An 18,158-nucleotide genomic window follows, 5' to 3' on the forward strand; every position below is an offset into this window, starting at 1 on the left:
AAAGGCCAATCAAACTCCGTGATAGCTGGTTCTCCCCGAAATGCATTTAGGTGCAGCGTCGTGTGTTTCTTGCCGGAGGTAGAGCACTGGATAGGCGATGGGCCCTACCGGGTTACTGACCTTAGCCAAACTCCGAATGCCGGTAAGTGAGAGCGCGGCAGTGAGACTGTGGGGGATAAGCTCCATGGTCGAGAGGGAAACAGCCCAGAGCATCGACTAAGGCCCCTAAGCGTACGCTAAGTGGGAAAGGATGTGGAGTCGCAGAGACAACCAGGAGGTTGGCTTAGAAGCAGCCACCCTTGAAAGAGTGCGTAATAGCTCACTGGTCAAGTGATTCCGCGCCGACAATGTAGCGGGGCTCAAGCGTACCGCCGAAGTCGTGTCATTCCAGCATGAGGGCCAACGCCCGCTGGGATGGGTAGGGGAGCGTCGTGTGCCGGGTGAAGCCGCCGCGTAAGCGAGTGGTGGACGGTACACGAGTGAGAATGCAGGCATGAGTAGCGATACACACGTGAGAAACGTGTGCGCCGATTGACTAAGGGTTCCTGGGTCAAGCTGATCTGCCCAGGGTAAGTCGGGACCTAAGGCGAGGCCGACAGGCGTAGTCGATGGACAACCGGTTGATATTCCGGTACCCGCTTTGAAACGCCCAGTACTGAACCCATTAATGCTAAGGCCGTGAAGCCGTCCTGGAGCCTTCGGGCAAAGGGGAGTGGTGGAGCCGCCGGCCCAAGGTGGTAGTAGGTAAGCGATGGGGTGACGCAGGAAGGTAGTCCAGCCCGGGCGGTGGTTGTCCCGGGGTAAGGGTGTAGGCCGTGTGGCAGGCAAATCCGTCACACATTGAGGCTGAGACCTGATGCCGAGCCGATTGTGGTGAAGTGGATGATCCTATGCTGTCGAGAAAAGCCTCTAGCGAGTTTCATGGCGGCCCGTACCCTAAACCGACTCAGGTGGTCAGGTAGAGAATACCGAGGCGTTCGGGTGAACTATGGTTAAGGAACTCGGCAAAATGCCCCCGTAACTTCGGGAGAAGGGGGGCCATCACTGGTGAGAGGACTTGCTCCTTGAGCTGGGGGTGGCCGCAGAGACCAGCGAGAAGCGACTGTTTACTAAAAACACAGGTCCGTGCGAAGCCGTAAGGCGATGTATACGGACTGACGCCTGCCCGGTGCTGGAACGTTAAGGGGACCGGTTAGTCACATTTCGGTGTGGCGAAGCTGAGAACTTAAGCGCCAGTAAACGGCGGTGGTAACTATAACCATCCTAAGGTAGCGAAATTCCTTGTCGGGTAAGTTCCGACCTGCACGAATGGCGTAACGACTTCTCGACTGTCTCAACCATAGGCCCGGTGAAATTGCACTACGAGTAAAGATGCTCGTTTCGCGCAGCAGGACGGAAAGACCCCGGGACCTTTACTACAGTTTGATATTGGTGTTCGGTTCGGCTTGTGTAGGATAGGTGGGAGACTGTGAAGCTTGGACGCCAGTTCAGGTGGAGTCGTCGTTGAAATACCACTCTGGTCGTGCTGGATGTCTAACCTGGGTCCGTGATCCGGATCAGGGACAGTGTCTGATGGGTAGTTTAACTGGGGCGGTTGCCTCCCAAAGAGTAACGGAGGCGCCCAAAGGTTCCCTCAGCCTGGTTGGCAATCAGGTGTTGAGTGTAAGTGCACAAGGGAGCTTGACTGTGAGACCGACGGGTCGAGCAGGGACGAAAGTCGGGACTAGTGATCCGGCGGTGGCTTGTGGAAGCGCCGTCGCTCAACGGATAAAAGGTACCCCGGGGATAACAGGCTGATCTTCCCCAAGAGTCCATATCGACGGGATGGTTTGGCACCTCGATGTCGGCTCGTCGCATCCTGGGGCTGGAGTCGGTCCCAAGGGTTGGGCTGTTCGCCCATTAAAGCGGTACGCGAGCTGGGTTTAGAACGTCGTGAGACAGTTCGGTCCCTATCCGCTGTGCGCGTAGGAGTCTTGAGAAGGGCTGTCCCTAGTACGAGAGGACCGGGACGGACGAACCTCTGGTGTGCCAGTTGTCCTGCCAAGGGCATGGCTGGTTGGCTACGTTCGGAAAGGATAACCGCTGAAAGCATCTAAGCGGGAAGCCTGCTTCGAGATGAGGACTCCCACCCCCTTCGAGGGGTTAAGGCTCCCAGTAGACGACTGGGTTGATAGGCCAGATGTGGAAGCCCCGCAAGGGGTGGAGCTGACTGGTACTAATAGGCCGAGGGCTTGTCCTCAGTTGCTCGCGTCCACTGTGTCAGTTCTGAAGTAACGAACTGTCGAGTCCCCCATTGGCCGGGGGATTCCGGAATCGATAACTTCACAGTGTTTCGGTGGTCATTGCGTCAGGGAAACGCCCGGTTACATTCCGAACCCGGAAGCTAAGCCTTTCAGCGCCGATGGTACTGCAGGGGGGACCCTGTGGGAGAGTAGGACGCCGCCGAACAATTATTGTGGGAGAGCCCCGCACCTTCTGGTGCGGGGCTTTTCTGCGTTCAGGGCCTGATGTCACTCGACTGTCTCTCGCGGCGATACCGCGTTGCTCAGTGGCGGGCGGCGCCGTCAGTATCGGGGGATGGACTATGTGATTCGACCCGTACGCGCCGAGGAGTGGGCCAAGGCCCGGGGGCTGCGGCTCTCCGCCCTGCAGGACCCCGCCGCGCCCATCGCCTTTCTGGAGACGTACGAGCACGCCGTCGAGCGGCCCGACGGGTTCTGGCAGGACCGAACGGCGACCGCTGCGGAAGGGGTCGCGGCGCAGCAGTTCATCGCCGAGGCGCCGGACGGGCGGTGGGACGGGACGCTCACCGCGCTCGTCGAACGGCCCGCCGGCGAGGTGCGGTTCGGGGAGGCCGCGAAGACCGACCAGACGCATCTGGTCGGTGTGTTCGTACGACCCGAGGCGCGGGGGGCGGGGGTGGCCGATGCGCTGTTCCGGGCGGCTCTGGACTGGTCATGGGAACTTGCCGGGCCGCCGGTAAAGCGCGTCCGGCTGTACGTGCACGAGCGCAATGAGCGGGCCGCGGCGTTCTACCGGCGGTTCGGGTTCGTGGCGAGCGGGGACTCCGTGCCCGTGCCGGGCGATGACACGGCACGAGAGCTGGAGCTGGAGATCCTGCGGTAGGAGGCCGCGGACGGCGGCTACTGCGGGAGCGGCTCCGGCCAGCGGGCGCGGGCCTGTTCGGCGGAGCGGAGCAGGACCAGGGTCGGAAGTCCCTGGTCCTGACCGGTTGCCAGCAGCTCCGGCAGCCGGGGAAGCGGAGCCACCGCTGCGACGTCGTCGAGGACGAGCGTCATTGGTGGGTCGAGCCGACCGTCGGATGACCGTGCGGCCATGCGGCGGCCGTGCTCGACCACGTCTGAAGCCAGTGCGGTGAGCAGTGGCATCGCGCCTGGGTGGGTTCTGGGGTCCTCGATGGACTCACCCACCAGATAAAGGGTGCCCCCTTCGTTTACGAATGATTCCAAGGTGAGCGAATCCGTTCGATTCGGGGTGCACGCCTCGCGGATGTGGATCGAGGACAGGGACGAGAGGGCGCGTACGACCAACTGCTGGGCGATCTCCCGGCGTTCGGGGTGGGCGGTGAGCGCGGACTCCAGGAGGCCTGCGAGACCGGAGGTGGCCTTGGGGTGCGTACGGAGGATGCGTACGGCGTCATGGGCGCTGCCGCCCTGGGCCCAGCGGTGGAGCTGCTTGAACGGGCGTCCGTCCACGGCCGCCGCGTGGAGCCAGCAGCGCAGGAGCGTTTCGGCAGTGTCGGCCATGGTGGCGTCGAGGAGGGCGCGGGGACGGACGGGGGCGAGGAGGGCGGTCGCGCGTTCCTGCGCCGTGGCGGGGTCCTCGCAGTGCGCGGTGGGGGACCAGTGGAGGCGGGCCGGGGTGTCGCACAGGTGCCCGGGGTCGTAGACGAGGACGGGGCCGAGCTTGGCCCGGGCGTCCTTCGTCTCGGCCCAGACAGTGGGGTCGGAGGTGACGACGAGGGCGGGGCCTTGGGCGTCGAAGACGGCCTGGACGGTTGAGGGGCGGCGGGTCGCGGGGTCGCCGTAGAGGAGCCGGGCGGGGCGGGTGGTGCGGGGGGCGGGGACGTTGGTTCCTGTGGCCGCCCCGGTGCCGGTGGGGTCCTGCCCGCCCGCCCGGTCGGGACCCGCGGTCCCGTGGGGCGGGGTCGCGGCTGCGCCGCCGCCCTGACCGGCGGGCCGCCCGGTGTCGCCGGGTGCCCCTGAGTCGGGCTCCTGGGCGTTGCCCGCGTACGCCTCCGCGCCTGCTCCGCGGACGCTCGACGGGACGTGCCCGCCCAGCTGTTGGGTGTTGCCTGGGTACGGACTCGCGGCTGCGCCGCCGACTGCGGTGGGGGCGCCGGGCTCCTGGGTCTTCCCCGCATACGCGTCCCTCGCCGCGTGCCGGCCGGGGGCCGGGGTCGCGTACGCGCCGCTGCTGCCCGTGTCCTGTTCCCACCCCGTCCCGCCGCGACCGCGCTCGCCGTGTCTCGACTCCGCCCGGGGGTCGGGCTGTTGGGCGTGGCCCCCGTACGCGCCTCTCGCGCGGTCGCTGCCCGCCGCCCTCGACCGGCGGACCGCGCGCCAGCGTGCCAGCGTGCCCAGGGCGAAGATCGTGAGGACCACCAGGATCATCAGCTCGCCGATCGCCAGGCCCCAGAACAGCCCGTAGCCCGAGAGCTCCGCCGACGGGGTCTCCGGCCACGCCGCAGCGAGGTCGTGCGGTTTGGACGCCAGCGCGCGCATCGCGAGTGGCGTGTTGGCGAAGGTGACGCCCGTCGGCCACGCGCCGTGGGACAGGACGCCCGCCAGGCCCGTGGCCGTCCAGACCAGCAGTGTCAGGCCGAGCAGGAAGGCGAGCAGGCCGACCAACAGGCCGTCCGGGATGCCTCGTTCCTCTTCGTGCCGGTACCGACGGTCGCGCATGTCATGCCACCGTCGACTCGGAGGACTCGTCCAGCTGCTGCTGCCGCTCGATCAGGGCCGCGCGCTGCTCCGCCTCCCATTCCGCGGCCGCCACGTCCTCGGGCAACGCAGGCCCCGACGACTCCGTCATCGCCCGGTCGGTGAAGACGAGTGGTCGCTCCGCCTCCGTCACCAGGTGTTTGACCACCTGGACATTGCCGTTGACGTCCCAGACCGCGATACCCGGGGTCAGGGTCGGGATGATTTCCACGGCCCAGCGCGGAAGCCCCAGGACGCGGCCCGTCGCTCTCGCCTCGTCCGCCTTCTGGGCGTAGATCGTCCTTGTGGACGCCATCTTGAGGATGGCCGCCGCTTCTCTCGCGGCCGCGCCGTCCACCACGTCCGAGAGGTGGTGGACGACCGCCACGAACGAGAGACCCAGGCGGCGGCCGAACTTCAGCAGCCGCTGGAAGAGCTGGGCCACGAACGGCGAGTTGATGATGTGCCAGGCCTCCTCGACCAGGAAGATCCGCTTCTTCCGGTCCGGACGGATCCAGGTGTGTTCGAGCCACACCCCCACGATCGCCATCAGGATCGGCATCGCGATGGAGTTCCGGTCGATGTGGGAGAGGTCGAAGACGATCAGTGGCGCGTCCAGGTCGATGCCGACCGTCGTCGGGCCGTCGAACATGCCCCGCAGGTCACCGTCGACCAGCCGGTCCAGTACGAGTGCGACATCCAGGCCCCAGGCCCGTACGTCGTCTATGTCGACGTTCATCGCCTCCGCCGACTCCGGCTCCGGGTGGCGCAGCTGATCCACGATGTCGGTCAGCACCGGCTGACGTTCGACGATCGTCTCGTTGACGTACGCGTGCGCCACCTTCAGCGCGAAGCCGGAGCGCTCGTCCAGGCCGTGCCCCATCGCGACCTCGATGATCGTCCTCAGGAGCGCCAGCTGGCCGGTCGTCGTGATCGCCGGGTCCAGCGGGTTGAGGCGGATGCCGCCGTCCAGCGCCGTCATCGGGTCGAGCCGGATGGGAGTTATCCCCAGCTCCTGGGCGATGAGATTCCACTCGCCCACTCCGTCCTCGCCCTGCGCGTCCAGCACGACCACCTGACGGTCGCGGAAGCGCAACTGCCGCAGGACGTACGTCTTCTCGAGCGCCGACTTGCCGTTTCCGGACTCGCCGAGGACCAGCCAGTGAGGGGCCGGCAGCTGCTGGCCGTACAGCTGGAAGGGGTCGTAGATGTAGCCCTTTCCGCTGTACACCTCACGGCCGATGATCACGCCCGAGTCGCCGAGGCCCGGAGCCGCGGTGGGCAGGTACACGGCCTGTGCCTGGCCCGTCGACGTACGTACCGGCAGTCGGGTCGACTCCACCTTCCCGAAGAGGAAGGAGGTGAAGGCATCCGTGAAGACGGACAGCGGATCTCGCATGGCGGACTGCCCTCTCGTTCAGCGTCGGATGCCGGTCGCGAACGGCAAGGTGTTCACAAAGGCACGGTGGTGCTCGCGGTCGCACCACTCCAGCTTGAGATACGACTTGCCGGCCGATGCCCTGATCGTCCGCTTGTCGCGTGCCAGCGCCTCCGGCGACCGCGAAGACACTGTGATGTACCCGACAAGATTGACACCTGCCGCACCGCTGGCGAGATCTTCACCCCTCTGGTCGAGCCGACCGTGCGCGGCGATGTCGCGCGGGTCGACGGTCCGGTTCATCTTGGCGGCGCGGCTCGCGTCCGCCTCGTCGTTCGTCTTCTCGGTGAGCATCCGCTCGATGGCGACCTCGGTGGGCTCCAGGTCCATGCAGACCGCGACCGTACGGATCACGTCGGGGGTGTGAACGAGCAGCGGTGCCAGGAAGTTCACGCCGACCGGAGTCATCGGCCACTCCTTCACCCAGGCGGTGGAGTGGCACCAGGGCGCGCGGGTGGAGGACTCGCGGGTCTTCGCCTGGAGATAGGTGGGCTGCATGGCGTCGAGCTCGGCGGGCCAGGCGTTCCGCTTCGTCATCGCCTGGATGTGGTCGATGGGGTGGTCCGGGTCGTACATCGAGTGGACCAGCGAGGCGAGCCGGCCCTGGCCGAGCGGCTGGCGGACCCGGATGTCGGCCTCCGCGAGGCGGGCGCAGATGTCGGTGAGCTCGCGGGCCATGACGACGGCGAGACCGGCGTCCTTGTCCAGCTTGCGCGCCCCCGAACCGGTGGAGTGCCGGGCGGCACGGGCCATGGCATGGGCCTCGGCGGCCAGTTCGCGGGAGTAGTGCATGCAGGCGACGAGATACGCGCGGTGCTGCTCGCTCGACGTCGACACCATGGACTGGAGCTGTTCGTACGAATCACGCAGCCAGCCGGGCGACTGCTGGTCGCCGCGCTGGGCGACGTCCTTGGCATGCGCGTCGGGGTCGGCGGGCAGGGTGCGGGCGAGCATCTGAAGGCGGGTCACGAAGCCGTCGCCGTTGGCCACATGCTTGAGCAGCGTGCCGAAACGGTCGACCAGGGCCTCCTGGTCCTCGCTGTCGCGCAGTCCGACGCCCGGGCCCTCGATCTCGATGGCGGCGGTGACGGTACGGCGGTCGGCGTGCAGCAGCACGGCGATCTCGTCGGGGCCGAAGGGAGCGGCGAGCCAGTTGATGCGGCCGATGCCGGGGGGCGGGCCGATCTCGATCTCACGGCCGTCGAGGCGGATGCCCGCCTCTGCGGCGGAGGAACGGTAGAGGGTGCCCCGGCGCAGGGTGCGCTTGTAGCTGCGGTTGATCTCGTACCACTTGTAGAAGGTGCGGTGCTTGTACGGCACGTACACGGCGGCGAGAGCGAGGAGCGGGAAGCCCATCAAGAGCACGATCCGCAGGGACAGGACGGGGACAAGCAGCCCGCTCATCATGCCGAGGAACGCGCCGGCGATGATCAGGGCGATCTCGCCGGTCTCGCGGTTCTTGCCGACGATCGCGTTCGGCCGGGCGCGGCCGATCAGATACGTACGGCGGGGCGTGATCGGTTGGGACTGGGTCGTCAACGCCCTCCACCTCCTGTGCTCTTGCGGTTGCTGTGCGGGGTGCTGGTGCTGGGACTGCTGCTACGGGGCGGGGGCGCGGCGGAGGGGACAGATCCGCCGCCGCCTCCCCCTGAGGAGGGCCGGCTGCTGTGGGCGGCCACGCCGCCGCTGATGGGGTTGGCTGGGCGCGGGGCGCTGTTGCCGCCTCCGTCGCCGCCGCCCTGGTTGCCGCGGCTGCTGTGGGTCTTGATGCCCTGGGAGACAAGGGCTGCGGGGGAACTGATCACGGCGGCCGCGGCGTTCTCGGCGCCGCTCTGGAAGCGGTTGTTGCGGGAGGCGACGATCTCGTCGCCGAAGCCGGGCACGAACCGGTAGATCATCGCCGAGGCGAAGATCGCGAGCAGGATGATCGCCAGCCCGGAGACCACGGCCGAGAAGGAATCGGGGCCCTTGTCGGCGGAGAGCGCGCCCGCGAGACCGAGGACGATCGCGATGACGGGCTTGACCAGAATGATCGCGATCATGATCCCGGCCCAGCGGCGGACGTGGCCCCACATGTTCTTGTCGACGAGCCCCGCGTAGACGACGACTCCGAGGAGCGCGCCGATGTAGAGCAGGACGGCGCGGATGAACAGCTCGAGGTAGAGAACACCCGCGGCGAGGATCGTGACGAGCGAGACGACGATCAGCATGATCGGCCCGCCGCCGATGTCGGTGCCCTTCTTCAGGGCGGCGGAGAAGTTCCCGAAGAACATGTCCGTCTGACCGCTGGTACCGCCGGCGATGACCTCGGTGACGCCGTCGGTGGCGGAGACGAGGGTGTAGAGGATCAGCGGGGTGAAGGCGGAGGCGAGGACGGTGAGCCAGAGGAAGCCGATGGCTTCGGAGATGGCGGTGGTGAGGGGGACACCGCGGATGGCGCGCTTGGCTACGGCGAGGAGCCACAGGACGAGGGTGAGGATCGTGGCCGCGGCGAAGACGATGGCGTACTGGGAGAGGAAGGCGGTGTTGGTGAAGTCGACGCTGGCGGTGGACTTCACGGCCTTGGAGAGGGTGTCGACGGTCCATACGGCGGCGTCGGCGCAGCCGCGGGCGAGGGACGCGAGGGGGTCGAGGGCGTCGGCGGGGTCGGCGGGGCCGGAGCGTCGGGCTCCGCCGGGTTCGCCGTTGTCGCAGTAGTCCCGCGCGGGGCCGGCGATCAGCCCGCACGGGTTGTCGCTCCTGCTCGGCTTGGGCGTGGGAGGCGGTGTGGGCGCCGCGGCCGCGCGGGCTGCGAAAAGGAAGGCCGTCGTGTGGACGGCCGCCACCATCGTCAGGACTGAGCGCGCACGGGGGCGAGGGTTAACGGGCATACGTGAACCCTCCGAATTCTTTGACCGCGTCAGCGATTTCATCGGACCCCGACACCGGGTTGTCTCCGGTGACCGGTGTCGGACCCGTCTTCTGGCTGGTCTCCAGGACCTTCCAGTCGGACCCGTTCCACTTCAGCTTCACGCTCACCGTGAACCAGCCGCTCGTCACCGGCTTGGTCGACTTCTCCCCGGTCAACCCGAACATGCCCACGCACCAGACGTCGACGTCTGCGGTCTCACCCTGGAACTTCTGGACCTTGGTGCCCGCCGGCAGGGTGCGATTGACGAAGGTCGACCCTGCAGGGGCACCGCCGTCGGCGGTCAAGCCGATCTGCGCGAGGAACGCCGGGGAGTAGTCGGCGTCGAATCCCGACTGGAGTTTGTCCAGCGTGCTGGCGTCGGCGACAGCAGCCACGATGTCGTGGCGACGAGCCTGGTTGAACATGCCGTCAGAACCGAGGGCAGCCGCGTAATTCGCCGCCGCGCTCTGCGCCCCCTGCTCATCCCTCGCGTACCCCGACGGAATCCCCCCGGCCTTCCCCTTAACCGGCTTCACCCCCGTCGCCGCCGTCGGCTCCGCCCCCGTCGCCGCCTCCGTGCCGCCGCCCGACGTGGTGTCGTCGCCTCCGCCCTGGTTGGCGAACGCGATCGCAGCGATCAGAAGCACCACCACACCCACGACCGTGATCAGGGAGCGTGAGTTCCGCACGGGCCTGCGCGCGCCGCCGTACACGTCCGCGTCGCCGCCGCCGGGGAGTCTGGTGCGGGTCTGGCCCGATCCGCCGAAGCTCTCGTCCGGGCGGCCTCCCGGCTCGCCGCCGTGGCCGTGCTCGTCGCCGAGGCTCATCTGGCGTACGCCCCCTCAACCGTTTGCAGTTCCGCGAAGTACGACGGGCGGTACGACGCGCGGTCCGACACGTAGTACGACGGTAGTCGTGCTGCTTCCCGCGTGGGCGTGGTGTGGTGACTCGACATCAGGGAGACGCAACCTCAAAGGGTGGGCCCGGGCACGCCCGGAGAGTACGGCGGGCGGCTAGACAGCCATCCCGTACACGATGGTGAACAAGGTCCCCAGTGACCCGATGATGAAGACGCCGGTCAGTCCGGCGACGATCAGCCCCTTGCCCTGCTCCGCGCTGAAAGTGTCGCGCAGCGCCGTCGCTCCGATGCGCTGCTTGGCCGCGCCCCAGATCGCGATGCCGAGGCAGAGGAGGATGGCAACGGCCATCACGACCTCGATCATCACTCGAGCTTCGTTCCCCAGGCTCCCGAAAGGCCCCCAGTTCGGGGCGATTCCGCCGATGATGGTGGTGATGTCGCCCTTTTCGGCTGCCAGGATCATGTAACTCACCGCCCCTGTTGGGTTGTTCATTGCCCTTGCCCCTCGGCACGGGCCGTCGTTCTATCTTCGCTGATGAAATCGCCCGCGTAAGCCGACTTGGCCGGTCTCTTTACCCGATCTCCGAACGGATGACCGATCCTGCCGCCTTGACCTGTGACGGGGACGGACCGGTTCGAAGCGAGGGAGTGCGTATGGTCACTCTGTGTATCACAGGGGGTGACTCCAGGCAATGACTGTCGTTGTTGCACCTTTGGGGCGGTGGGTCGTGGCCGAGCACAAGGGGGCGCACTCAGGGGGTTGCGGGGCCTTGCCCGTCCAGCTCCGCGAAATGGTCGAACTCGCCCGCTCGGACGCCGAGTACGAAGGCGTCCCACTTCTTCCTCGTCGTTGTGACGACGTTCCCGGGATCGCTGGTCTCGCGGAGGTGGACAAGGTCGTCGGGCCCGAAGGCGACTTCGATCCAGGGGCCGGGGCCCTCGGCGCCCTCGGGGGCGGCGCGGGCCCAGTGGAGGTCGGTGGGGACGTCAGCCACGGTTCGCCTTAAGGGCGCGGGTCAGGGCCGCGAAGGCGGCGGGGGTGGTGCTGAGTATCGCCTCGCCAGGATCGCTGCTCTCGGTGAGTTTGACCGTACGGTCGCCACCTGCGGCGACGTGCAGGCACGAGTCGCCCTGGGCGCAGTACGAGGACTTCTGCCAGTCGTAGGCAGTCATGGCTGTTCCCTTCACAGGTTCCGGCTGATGCTGTGGACGAGGTCCCGGCTGTCCATCGGCGAAAGCGCAACGGCCTCGATCTTGTCGAAGAGAACCCGGTACTTGTCGAGCTGGGCCTCGGTATCGAGGAAGGCCAAGCCGTGTGACTGGTCGAGGTGGACCGTGTCCAGTGGCGGCACTGGGCCGTAGGCGTAGTAGACGGACTGGCCCGAGCCCGGAATGGCGCCCGCCTTGAACGGGATCACCTGGAAGGTGACGTGATCGTGCTCGCTCATGTCGAGGAGGTGGCGCAACTGTTGGCGGGCGACGGCTGCTCCGCCGACCTCGATGCGTAGCGCGGCCTCGTGGACCAGTGCCTGGTACCGACGCGGAGTATCTCCGTACAGGACTGCCTGGCGCTTGATCCGGAACGAGACGCGGTGTTCGATCTCCGGCGGGGGCATCGCGGGCACGTCCTGGCGGAAGATCTCGCGCGCGTGGTCGCCGGTCTGGAGCAGTCCCGGGATGTGCGCGGTGATCGCCCCGCGCAAGGCCCTTGCGTGGTGCTCCAGTTCGGCGAGGTCGATGAGCCCTGCGGGCAGGATCTCCCGGTACTCCTCCCACCAGCCGCGCTTCCGGTCCTCGGACATACGCACCAGGGCTTCGATGAAGGCGTGGTCCGAGCAGGAGTAGTTCTGTGCCATGGCGCGGATCCGGTCGCCGCTCACGCCGAACCTCGCGGTTTCAACGTTGCTCAGCTGCCCCTGGCTGGTTCCCAGCAGACGAGCGGCTTCTGTGGCCGTAAGCCCGGCGCGCTCGCGCAGTTTGCGCAGCTCAGCGGCGATACGCATGCGCCGAGCTGTGGGGGCGGACCTGCCCGCCATGCAACTCCTCCTTGATGGAGCTCAGTTCGGACCATCACTCACACGGGCGATTATGCATGGAATTTCGCGAGTGGAGTGCAAATGTAACTTGCGCACAGCCTAGTCTGAGCCCCACGCCAATCGCCTGGAAGTGCACCGCTCGACGGAGCGGCAGGGCCACCGGGCAAGCACCCCAACGTCCGCTCCGCGAAGGAGACTTCCATGGCCACCGTATCCCCGCCCTGGGCCTACACCCTCCAACTCCCCCACGATCCCCGCGCCCCCGGTATCGCCCGCTCCACCCTCCGGGCCGTCCTTCGCGCCCACCGCATGACCGAACTCACCGAGACCGCCGAGCTGTTGGCAAGCGAGCTCGTCACCAACGCCCACCAGTACTCCCGGGAGCCCTGCGGCCTCCGCCTCCGCGCCCCCGAGCCGCACCGGCTCCGGCTCGGTGTCTGGGATGCCAATCCGGAGATTCCGCCGCCCTTCAAAGGCGCGCTCAGCCCGCCCGGCGCGGAAGCCGAGCGCGGGCGGGGGCTGCACCTCGTTCAGCTTTGCGCCGACACCTGGGGCGCGCACCCGCTCAAGTTCGGCGGGAAACTGCTCTGGGTCGAGTGCCGAGGCGAGGAGAGTGGCCGGACCAGGTGACGGGCTCGATCCGGAGTAGTATTACGTGGTACGCGTATTACGGCATACAGGGCAGGCTCGCCAGCAGGAGGTGCTCAATGAGGGTCAACAGCAAAGGGCAGGTGACGATCCCCGCGGAGCTCCGGGAGCAGATCGGGCTCAGGCCCGGTGATGAGGTCGACGTCGTGGCGGACCGCGGCACGCTGCGCATAGTGCGCCGGGAAGGCAGCGCCACACGTGGGCAGCGCGCCACCCATCGGTTGCGCGGCACTGCCACCACGGCGCTGAGTACGGACCAACTCATGGAGCTGTTGCGTGGCGAGTAGGCATCTGCGCGCGGTCGGGGAGGTGCGGGCGGCCCCGGTAACGCTCGTCGACTCCTGCGTGCTGCTCGACATCGCAACCGACGACCCCAAGTGGGCCGACTGGTCGGACGAGGCCCTCGCCCGGGCTTGCGACGAGGGGGGCGTAGTCATCAATCCGCTCATTTACGCGGAGGTGTCCGTCGGGTTCGCCTCCATCGAGGCATTGGACGAAGTGCTGTCGCCCGAGGACTACCGCAGGGAGGAACTTCCGTACGAGGCGGGCTTCCTCGCGGGCAAGGCGTTCATGGCCTACCGTCAACGAGGAGGCGCGAAGGCCTCGCCGCTGCCCGACTTCTACCTTGGCGCGCACGCGGCAGTCCGCTCGTATCGCTTGCTCACGCGGGACGTGGCCCGTTACCGCACCTACTTTCCGACGGTCGAGCTGATCCATCCGGGATGAGTGGGCCTACCGGGTGCCGTCAAAACCGGCGGCCCCAACACAAGCCGCTCTACGGCAAGTTGGATATCTTGGACCCTGTGACCGACAACGCGCACTTACTCGCCGGGATCGACACCACCCGCCCGCACACCGCCCGCATCTGGAACTACTGGACCGGCGGCAAGGACCACTACGAGGTCGACCGCGAGGCCGGTGACCAGATCCGCAGGCTTCATCCCGGCATCGGTGACTACGCCCTCGCGGACCGGCTGTTTCTCGGGCGGGCCGTGCGTCATCTGGCCGCGGAGGTGGGGATCCGGCAGTTTCTCGACATCGGGACCGGGCTGCCCAGCGCCGACAACACCCACGAGGTGGCCCAGCGCGTCGATCCGGCGGCGCGGATCGTGTACGTGGACAACGACCCGCTCGTCCTCGCGCACGCCCGCGCCCTGCTCACCAGCACGCCCGAGGGCCGCACCGACTATCTCGACGCCGATCTGCGCGACGTCGGCACGATCATCGAGCGCGCCGCAGGGACACTCGACCTCTCGCAGCCCGTCGCGCTGCTGCTCCTCGGCGTGGTGATCTTCATCGAGGACGACGAGGAGTCGTACGGCATCGTCCGCCGTCTCATGGACGCGCTGCCCGCCGGCAGTCATCTCGTCCTCTCACACACCATCACCAGCCCGGCGATGCCCGATGTGGACGCCGCCGTCGCGTTCTGGAACGAGCACGGTACGCCCAGGCTCACCCAGCGCACCCCGCGTCAGCTCGTCCGGTACTTCGACGGGCTCGACATGCTGGAGCCCGGTCTGGTGTCGTGTTCGCGCTGGCGGCCGGAGACCGCCGGTGGCGAAGAGCCCGGCGAGGTGGCCATGTTCGGCGGCGTGGGGCGCAAACCGTAGGCGCGCGGGCGGAATAGGGCAGTAACACGGTGCGGATGGGGGAGGGTTGAGGGCGTGCGGAAAGTCTGGATGGCCAGTGGGATCGGGATCGGGCTGTGCCTGAGCTTTGTCGCGCTGCTCGTCGTCGGGACCTATTCCGCCGCCGCCGGGCTCATGGGCGGCGTCGGCGGGCGGGCGGTGGGGCTGGCCAAGGGTGCCGTGCCTGCGCTCTATCAGCCGCTCGTGCAGAAGTGGGGCAACCTCTGCCCCGCCATCAACCCCGCTCTGCTCGCCGCCCAGCTCTACCAGGAGAGCGGCTGGAACCCGAAGGCGCAGAGCCCGGCCGCGGCCCAGGGCATCGCGCAGTTCATCCCCGGCACCTGGGCGGCGCACGGTGTCGACGGGGACAAGGACGGGGACCGCGACGTATGGGATCCGGCCGACGCAATTCCGTCTGCTGCCTCGTACGACTGCGAACTGGCCGGATATGTCAAAAAGGCGCCCGGTGACCAGACCGACAACATGCTCGCCGCGTACAACGCGGGCGCGTACGCCGTCATCAAGTACGGCGGTGTCCCGCCCTACCGCGAGACGCAGAACTATGTGAAGGTCATCCGCACCCTGGAGAAGAGCTTCGCCCGGCCCGTCGGACGTGTCGAACCGTCGCGGCAGGCCGCCGGGGCGATCTACTTCGCTCAGCAGAGGCTCGGCACGAAGTATCTGTGGGGCGGCAACGGCACGCCTGAGCAGGGCGGACGTTTCGACTGCTCCGGGCTGACGCAGGCCGCGTACCGGACCGTGGACATCGAGCTGCCGCGCGTCGCGAACGACCAGTACAACGCGGGACCGCATCCGTCGCGCGACGAGCTGCTCCCCGGCGATCTCGTCTTCTTCTCCGACGACCTCACCAACTCACGGGCGATCCGGCACGTCGGGCTCTATGTGGGTGGCGGGTACATGATCAACGCTCCGTACACCGGAGCCGTGATCCGCTTCGACAAGATCGACACCCCGGACTACTTCGGTGCGACGAGGGTCACCAAGGATGGCGCGAAAGCGTTGCCGACGGCCCTCCCGGAAGGCTGACGTGGCATCGGACGTGGCCGGAACTCTCTGCTACGCCAAAGCCCTGAACTGCGACGACGTGTCACTCTTCGATAACGTCATGGTGATCGTTCGGTGGAGAGTGGAACGTACATGAGGAGCGGGCCGTTCCCTGGACGGAGACAGCCGCACTGACCATGCAGCAGACACCGCACTGATCACGGGGGTTGGTAGAGCGGGCGCACCCGGAAGGTGCGTCACACCAGGCACAAGGCAAGGGGCCGCAGCAGATGGCTGGACTCGCATTGGGGTTCCCCCTGACGCAGTCAAGGGGCGGGTCTGACCCCGACCTCAGCCTGCTCTACGACATCAACGGCCTGGCCAAGGACGCCCCGTCGTGGCTCGACCGCACCATGGTGTTCGTCGGCGAGTACGGAATCATGCTCGCGATGGTCCTTCTCGTCCTGTGGTGCTGGTGGAGCGTGCGCTGGCGCGGCACCACGGAGGACTCGGTCGGCGGGGTCGCCGCGCTGATCTGGGCGCCGCTCGCCGCCGGTATCGCGCTGCTGATCAACATCCCCATCCGCGGGTTCGTCGAGAGACCGCGGCCCTTCCGCGACCACCAGGGCATCGAGGTCCTGGTGTCCGGGAAGAGCGACTACTCCTTCGTCAGCGACCACGCCACGTTGGCGATGGCGATCGCGGCCGGGCTCTTCGTCGCGCACCGCAGGTTCGGTCTTGCCGCGATCGGTCTCGCGCTCGCCGAGGGCTTCTGCCGGGTCTACCTGGGCGTGCACTATCCGACCGACGTCGTCGGCGGATTCGCGCTCGGCACGGCGGTGGCGCTGCTGCTCGCGCCGCTCGCGCTCGCGCTTCTGACACCGGTGGTGTCGGCGGTCGCGACCTCGGAGCGGATCGGCCGACTCGTACGGTCGAAGCGCGTGATGGCCTCCCGGGCCGGGCGGCCCGAGACGCTCGGCATCCCGGAGCCCAGGACCGGGGGTCCGGACGTCGGCGAGAACGGCCTTGCGGCCTGAGCCGCCTGACCTGCCTGGCCTGGCTGACTGCCTCGCCTGCGGCGCCGCCTGAACTACAGGGCCTGCGGGAAGGTGAAGACCCGGTCCGGGTCGTACTGCTTCTTCAGCCGGGTGAGCCGGTCGGCCGCGGGTCCGTAATAGGCCCGGCGCCAGTCGGTCAGCGTCGGGTCGATGTAGTTCTGGTAGGCGGCCCCCGACGCGTAACGGCGCATCGAGGCATGAGCGCTTTTCAGCCAGGCCTGCTGGGCGGAGCCCGCCGTGCCGGCACGCCAGGCGCCGATGTACTGGGCCAGCACCCGGGAGCGCCGGTGCACGAACGACGTCGCGAGCGGGTCCACCCGGTTGACCGCTCCGCCGAGCGCCGTCAGCGCGATCGAGCCGCCGCCCCCGCCCTGGGAGGGCGAGATCCGGGTGAACGCCTCGGTCGCCGAGATCAGCGCGCGCAGCCCGGCCGGGGAGAGTTCGCGGTCGAAGAAGTCGGAGGCCGCGGCGTACGTCTCGCGCTGCAGCGCCCCCTGCTTGCTGCGGCCCGGAGTGGTGCCGGGCAGATGGCACTGCTCCCGGCTCAGCGTCGAGCAGTTCGCATAGCCGAGCATCGCGTCGAGATAACCGCGGCGGCGCACCGAGACATGGCGCGCGGGCGAGCCCGCCCGGTCGGCGAGGCGGTCGAGCGCGTTGCGCAGATCGCTCTCGCTGCCGAGGGAGAAGGCGGCGACCGAGAGCGTGGGCGTGCCGCCGGGCCCGGCGGCCAGATGCGCGGACGACCAGATCTCGTCGGGCTGCGCCGGACCCCACTTCTGCCAGGCGGCCAGCACCGCCGCGGCCTTGGACCAGGGCCAGGTCAGATAGGCGGTGACGGTCGGGGGCGTGGGATGCGTACGGAAACGGAGCCGGGTGACGACCCCGAAGTTGCCGTTGCCCGCCCCCCGCAGCGCCCAGAACAGGTCCTTGTTCTGGGTGGCGCTCGCGGTCAGCACCTTGCCGTCGGCCGTGACGATGGTGGCGGAGGTGAGGCTGTCGCAGGTCAGACCATACGCACGCGAGGTGACGCCGTGCCCGCCGCCGAGGGTGAGCCCGGAAACTCCGACGGAGGGGCAGGAGCCCGCGGGGATCGTGCGGCCGCTCTTGCCGAGGGCGCTGTACACGTCGATCAGCTTGGCGCCGGCGCCTATGGTGCCGTCCGATCCGACCCGGTTCAGCGAGGACACGTCGATGACGAGCCGGCCGTTTCCCGAGGACCAACCGGCGTAGGAATGGCCGCCGTTGCGTATGGAGACGGGCGTGCGGTGCGCCTTGGCGTAGGCGAGGCACTCCTTGACATCGTCCTCGCCCGCGACATACGCGACGGCCGCGGGCTTCAGCGAGTCGAAGCGGGTGTTGTAGAGCTGCCGCGCGCTCGCGTACGCGGCGTCCCCGGGGCGTATGAGCTTCCCGTCGAGCCCGCGCGCGAGCGCGTTCCAGTCGGGTGCGGCGGCAGCCGACGTGGTCGTCGCCGATCCGCTCCGCGAGGGGCTTTTGGGGCTTTTGGTCGATGTGGTGGTGGTTGCCGCGTTCGCTCCGTTGCCGTCCTTGCCTGTGCAGGCGGCAGCGGTGAGAACTACAGCGGTGGTGAGCAGCGCGCGCCGGTCCATGGAACCTCCTGGAGGACCAGACGGCTGTGCGGTGTGAGGGGTT

Annotated in this window: 17 protein-coding genes and 2 rRNA genes (1 of these 19 running past the window's edge); 9 read left to right on the forward strand and 10 right to left on the reverse strand. The window is 67.8% G+C overall.

The window, feature by feature from the left end; translation table 11 throughout:
- From OOK40_RS15195 to OOK40_RS15205, 3 genes are all read left to right on the forward strand, one after another.
- A 23S ribosomal RNA gene (locus OOK40_RS15195) occupies positions 1-2,239 on the forward strand (it extends 885 nt beyond the left edge of the window).
- 92 nt (positions 2,240-2,331) lie between these two features.
- Positions 2,332-2,448, forward strand: a 5S ribosomal RNA gene (gene rrf / locus OOK40_RS15200).
- 129 nt (positions 2,449-2,577) lie between these two features.
- Positions 2,578-3,126 carry a GNAT family N-acetyltransferase gene (locus OOK40_RS15205; RefSeq protein ID WP_266480997.1) on the forward strand — a complete coding sequence of 183 codons (549 nt, stop codon included), beginning with the start codon at positions 2,578-2,580 and terminating at the stop codon, positions 3,124-3,126.
- Between the two features lie 17 nt (positions 3,127-3,143).
- On the opposite strand, the gene OOK40_RS15210 is transcribed toward OOK40_RS15205, so the two are convergent.
- The 9 genes from OOK40_RS15210 to OOK40_RS15250 all read right to left on the reverse strand — a co-directional run bounded on the left by OOK40_RS15210 (position 3,144) and on the right by OOK40_RS15250 (position 12,166).
- Positions 3,144-4,925: a type VI secretion protein gene (locus OOK40_RS15210; protein WP_266480998.1), complete on the reverse strand. Its 1,782-nt coding sequence runs from the start codon at positions 4,923-4,925 to the stop codon at positions 3,144-3,146.
- A gap of 1 nt (position 4,926) precedes the next feature.
- Positions 4,927-6,342 carry an ATP-binding protein gene (locus OOK40_RS15215; RefSeq protein WP_266480999.1) on the reverse strand — a complete coding sequence of 472 codons (1,416 nt, stop codon included), beginning with the start codon at positions 6,340-6,342 and terminating at the stop codon, positions 4,927-4,929.
- Positions 6,343-6,360: 18 nt separating this feature from the next.
- Complete coding sequence (locus tag OOK40_RS15220; RefSeq protein WP_266481000.1) at positions 6,361-7,920, reverse strand: SCO6880 family protein; 1,560 nt, start codon at positions 7,918-7,920, stop codon at positions 6,361-6,363.
- Entirely contained in the window at positions 7,917-9,209 is a 1,293-nt protein-coding gene (locus OOK40_RS15225) for a hypothetical protein (RefSeq protein ID WP_266481001.1), read from the reverse strand. The genes OOK40_RS15220 and OOK40_RS15225 overlap by 4 nt, the downstream gene beginning before the upstream one ends.
- A 31-nt stretch (positions 9,210-9,240) precedes the next feature.
- Positions 9,241-10,098 carry a hypothetical protein gene (locus tag OOK40_RS15230; protein WP_266481002.1) on the reverse strand — a complete coding sequence of 286 codons (858 nt, stop codon included), beginning with the start codon at positions 10,096-10,098 and terminating at the stop codon, positions 9,241-9,243.
- Positions 10,099-10,284: 186 nt separating this feature from the next.
- A complete protein-coding gene (locus OOK40_RS15235; RefSeq protein ID WP_142217964.1) occupies positions 10,285-10,593 on the reverse strand; it encodes a hypothetical protein in 309 nt (102 codons plus the stop codon).
- Positions 10,594-10,882: 289 nt separating this feature from the next.
- Positions 10,883-11,125 carry a DUF397 domain-containing protein gene (locus tag OOK40_RS15240; RefSeq protein WP_266481003.1) on the reverse strand — a complete coding sequence of 81 codons (243 nt, stop codon included), beginning with the start codon at positions 11,123-11,125 and terminating at the stop codon, positions 10,883-10,885.
- Positions 11,118-11,303, reverse strand: coding sequence for a DUF397 domain-containing protein (locus OOK40_RS15245; RefSeq protein ID WP_266481004.1), 186 nt, complete (start codon positions 11,301-11,303; stop codon positions 11,118-11,120). Before OOK40_RS15245 ends, OOK40_RS15240 begins: the two co-directional genes overlap by 8 nt.
- Before the next feature lie 11 nt (positions 11,304-11,314).
- Positions 11,315-12,166 carry a helix-turn-helix transcriptional regulator gene (locus OOK40_RS15250; protein ID WP_266481005.1) on the reverse strand — a complete coding sequence of 284 codons (852 nt, stop codon included), beginning with the start codon at positions 12,164-12,166 and terminating at the stop codon, positions 11,315-11,317.
- Positions 12,167-12,367: 201 nt separating this feature from the next.
- Between OOK40_RS15250 and OOK40_RS15255 the strand changes: the two genes are divergently transcribed.
- From OOK40_RS15255 to OOK40_RS15280, 6 genes are all read left to right on the forward strand, one after another.
- Positions 12,368-12,796 carry an ATP-binding protein gene (locus OOK40_RS15255; RefSeq protein ID WP_266481006.1) on the forward strand — a complete coding sequence of 143 codons (429 nt, stop codon included), beginning with the start codon at positions 12,368-12,370 and terminating at the stop codon, positions 12,794-12,796.
- A 77-nt stretch (positions 12,797-12,873) separates the two neighbouring features.
- The gene (locus tag OOK40_RS15260; protein ID WP_266481007.1) at positions 12,874-13,101 is read left to right on the forward strand and encodes an AbrB/MazE/SpoVT family DNA-binding domain-containing protein; all 228 of its coding nucleotides are present in this window, start codon (positions 12,874-12,876) and stop codon (positions 13,099-13,101) included.
- The gene (locus tag OOK40_RS15265) at positions 13,091-13,540 is read left to right on the forward strand and encodes a type II toxin-antitoxin system VapC family toxin (protein ID WP_266481008.1); all 450 of its coding nucleotides are present in this window, start codon (positions 13,091-13,093) and stop codon (positions 13,538-13,540) included. The genes OOK40_RS15260 and OOK40_RS15265 overlap by 11 nt, the downstream gene beginning before the upstream one ends.
- 77 nt (positions 13,541-13,617) lie before the next feature.
- Positions 13,618-14,424 (forward strand): SAM-dependent methyltransferase, encoded by an 807-nt coding sequence (locus OOK40_RS15270; protein WP_266481009.1) that lies wholly within the window; start codon positions 13,618-13,620, stop codon positions 14,422-14,424.
- Between the two features lie 69 nt (positions 14,425-14,493).
- Positions 14,494-15,489: a bifunctional lytic transglycosylase/C40 family peptidase gene (locus OOK40_RS15275; protein ID WP_266481010.1), complete on the forward strand. Its 996-nt coding sequence runs from the start codon at positions 14,494-14,496 to the stop codon at positions 15,487-15,489.
- A gap of 248 nt (positions 15,490-15,737) precedes the next feature.
- Positions 15,738-16,484, forward strand: a complete 747-nt coding sequence (locus OOK40_RS15280; protein WP_266481011.1) for a phosphatase PAP2 family protein — start codon at positions 15,738-15,740, stop codon at positions 16,482-16,484.
- A 53-nt stretch (positions 16,485-16,537) separates the two neighbouring features.
- On the opposite strand, the gene OOK40_RS15285 is transcribed toward OOK40_RS15280, so the two are convergent.
- Positions 16,538-18,115, reverse strand: coding sequence for an FAD-binding oxidoreductase (locus OOK40_RS15285; protein ID WP_266481012.1), 1,578 nt, complete (start codon positions 18,113-18,115; stop codon positions 16,538-16,540).
- Positions 18,116-18,158 lie beyond the last annotated feature (43 nt).

Origin of the sequence: Streptomyces sp. NBC_01481 (genome assembly GCF_026339995.1) — a bacterium.
Taxonomy (GTDB): Bacteria; Actinomycetota; Actinomycetes; order Streptomycetales; family Streptomycetaceae; genus Streptomyces.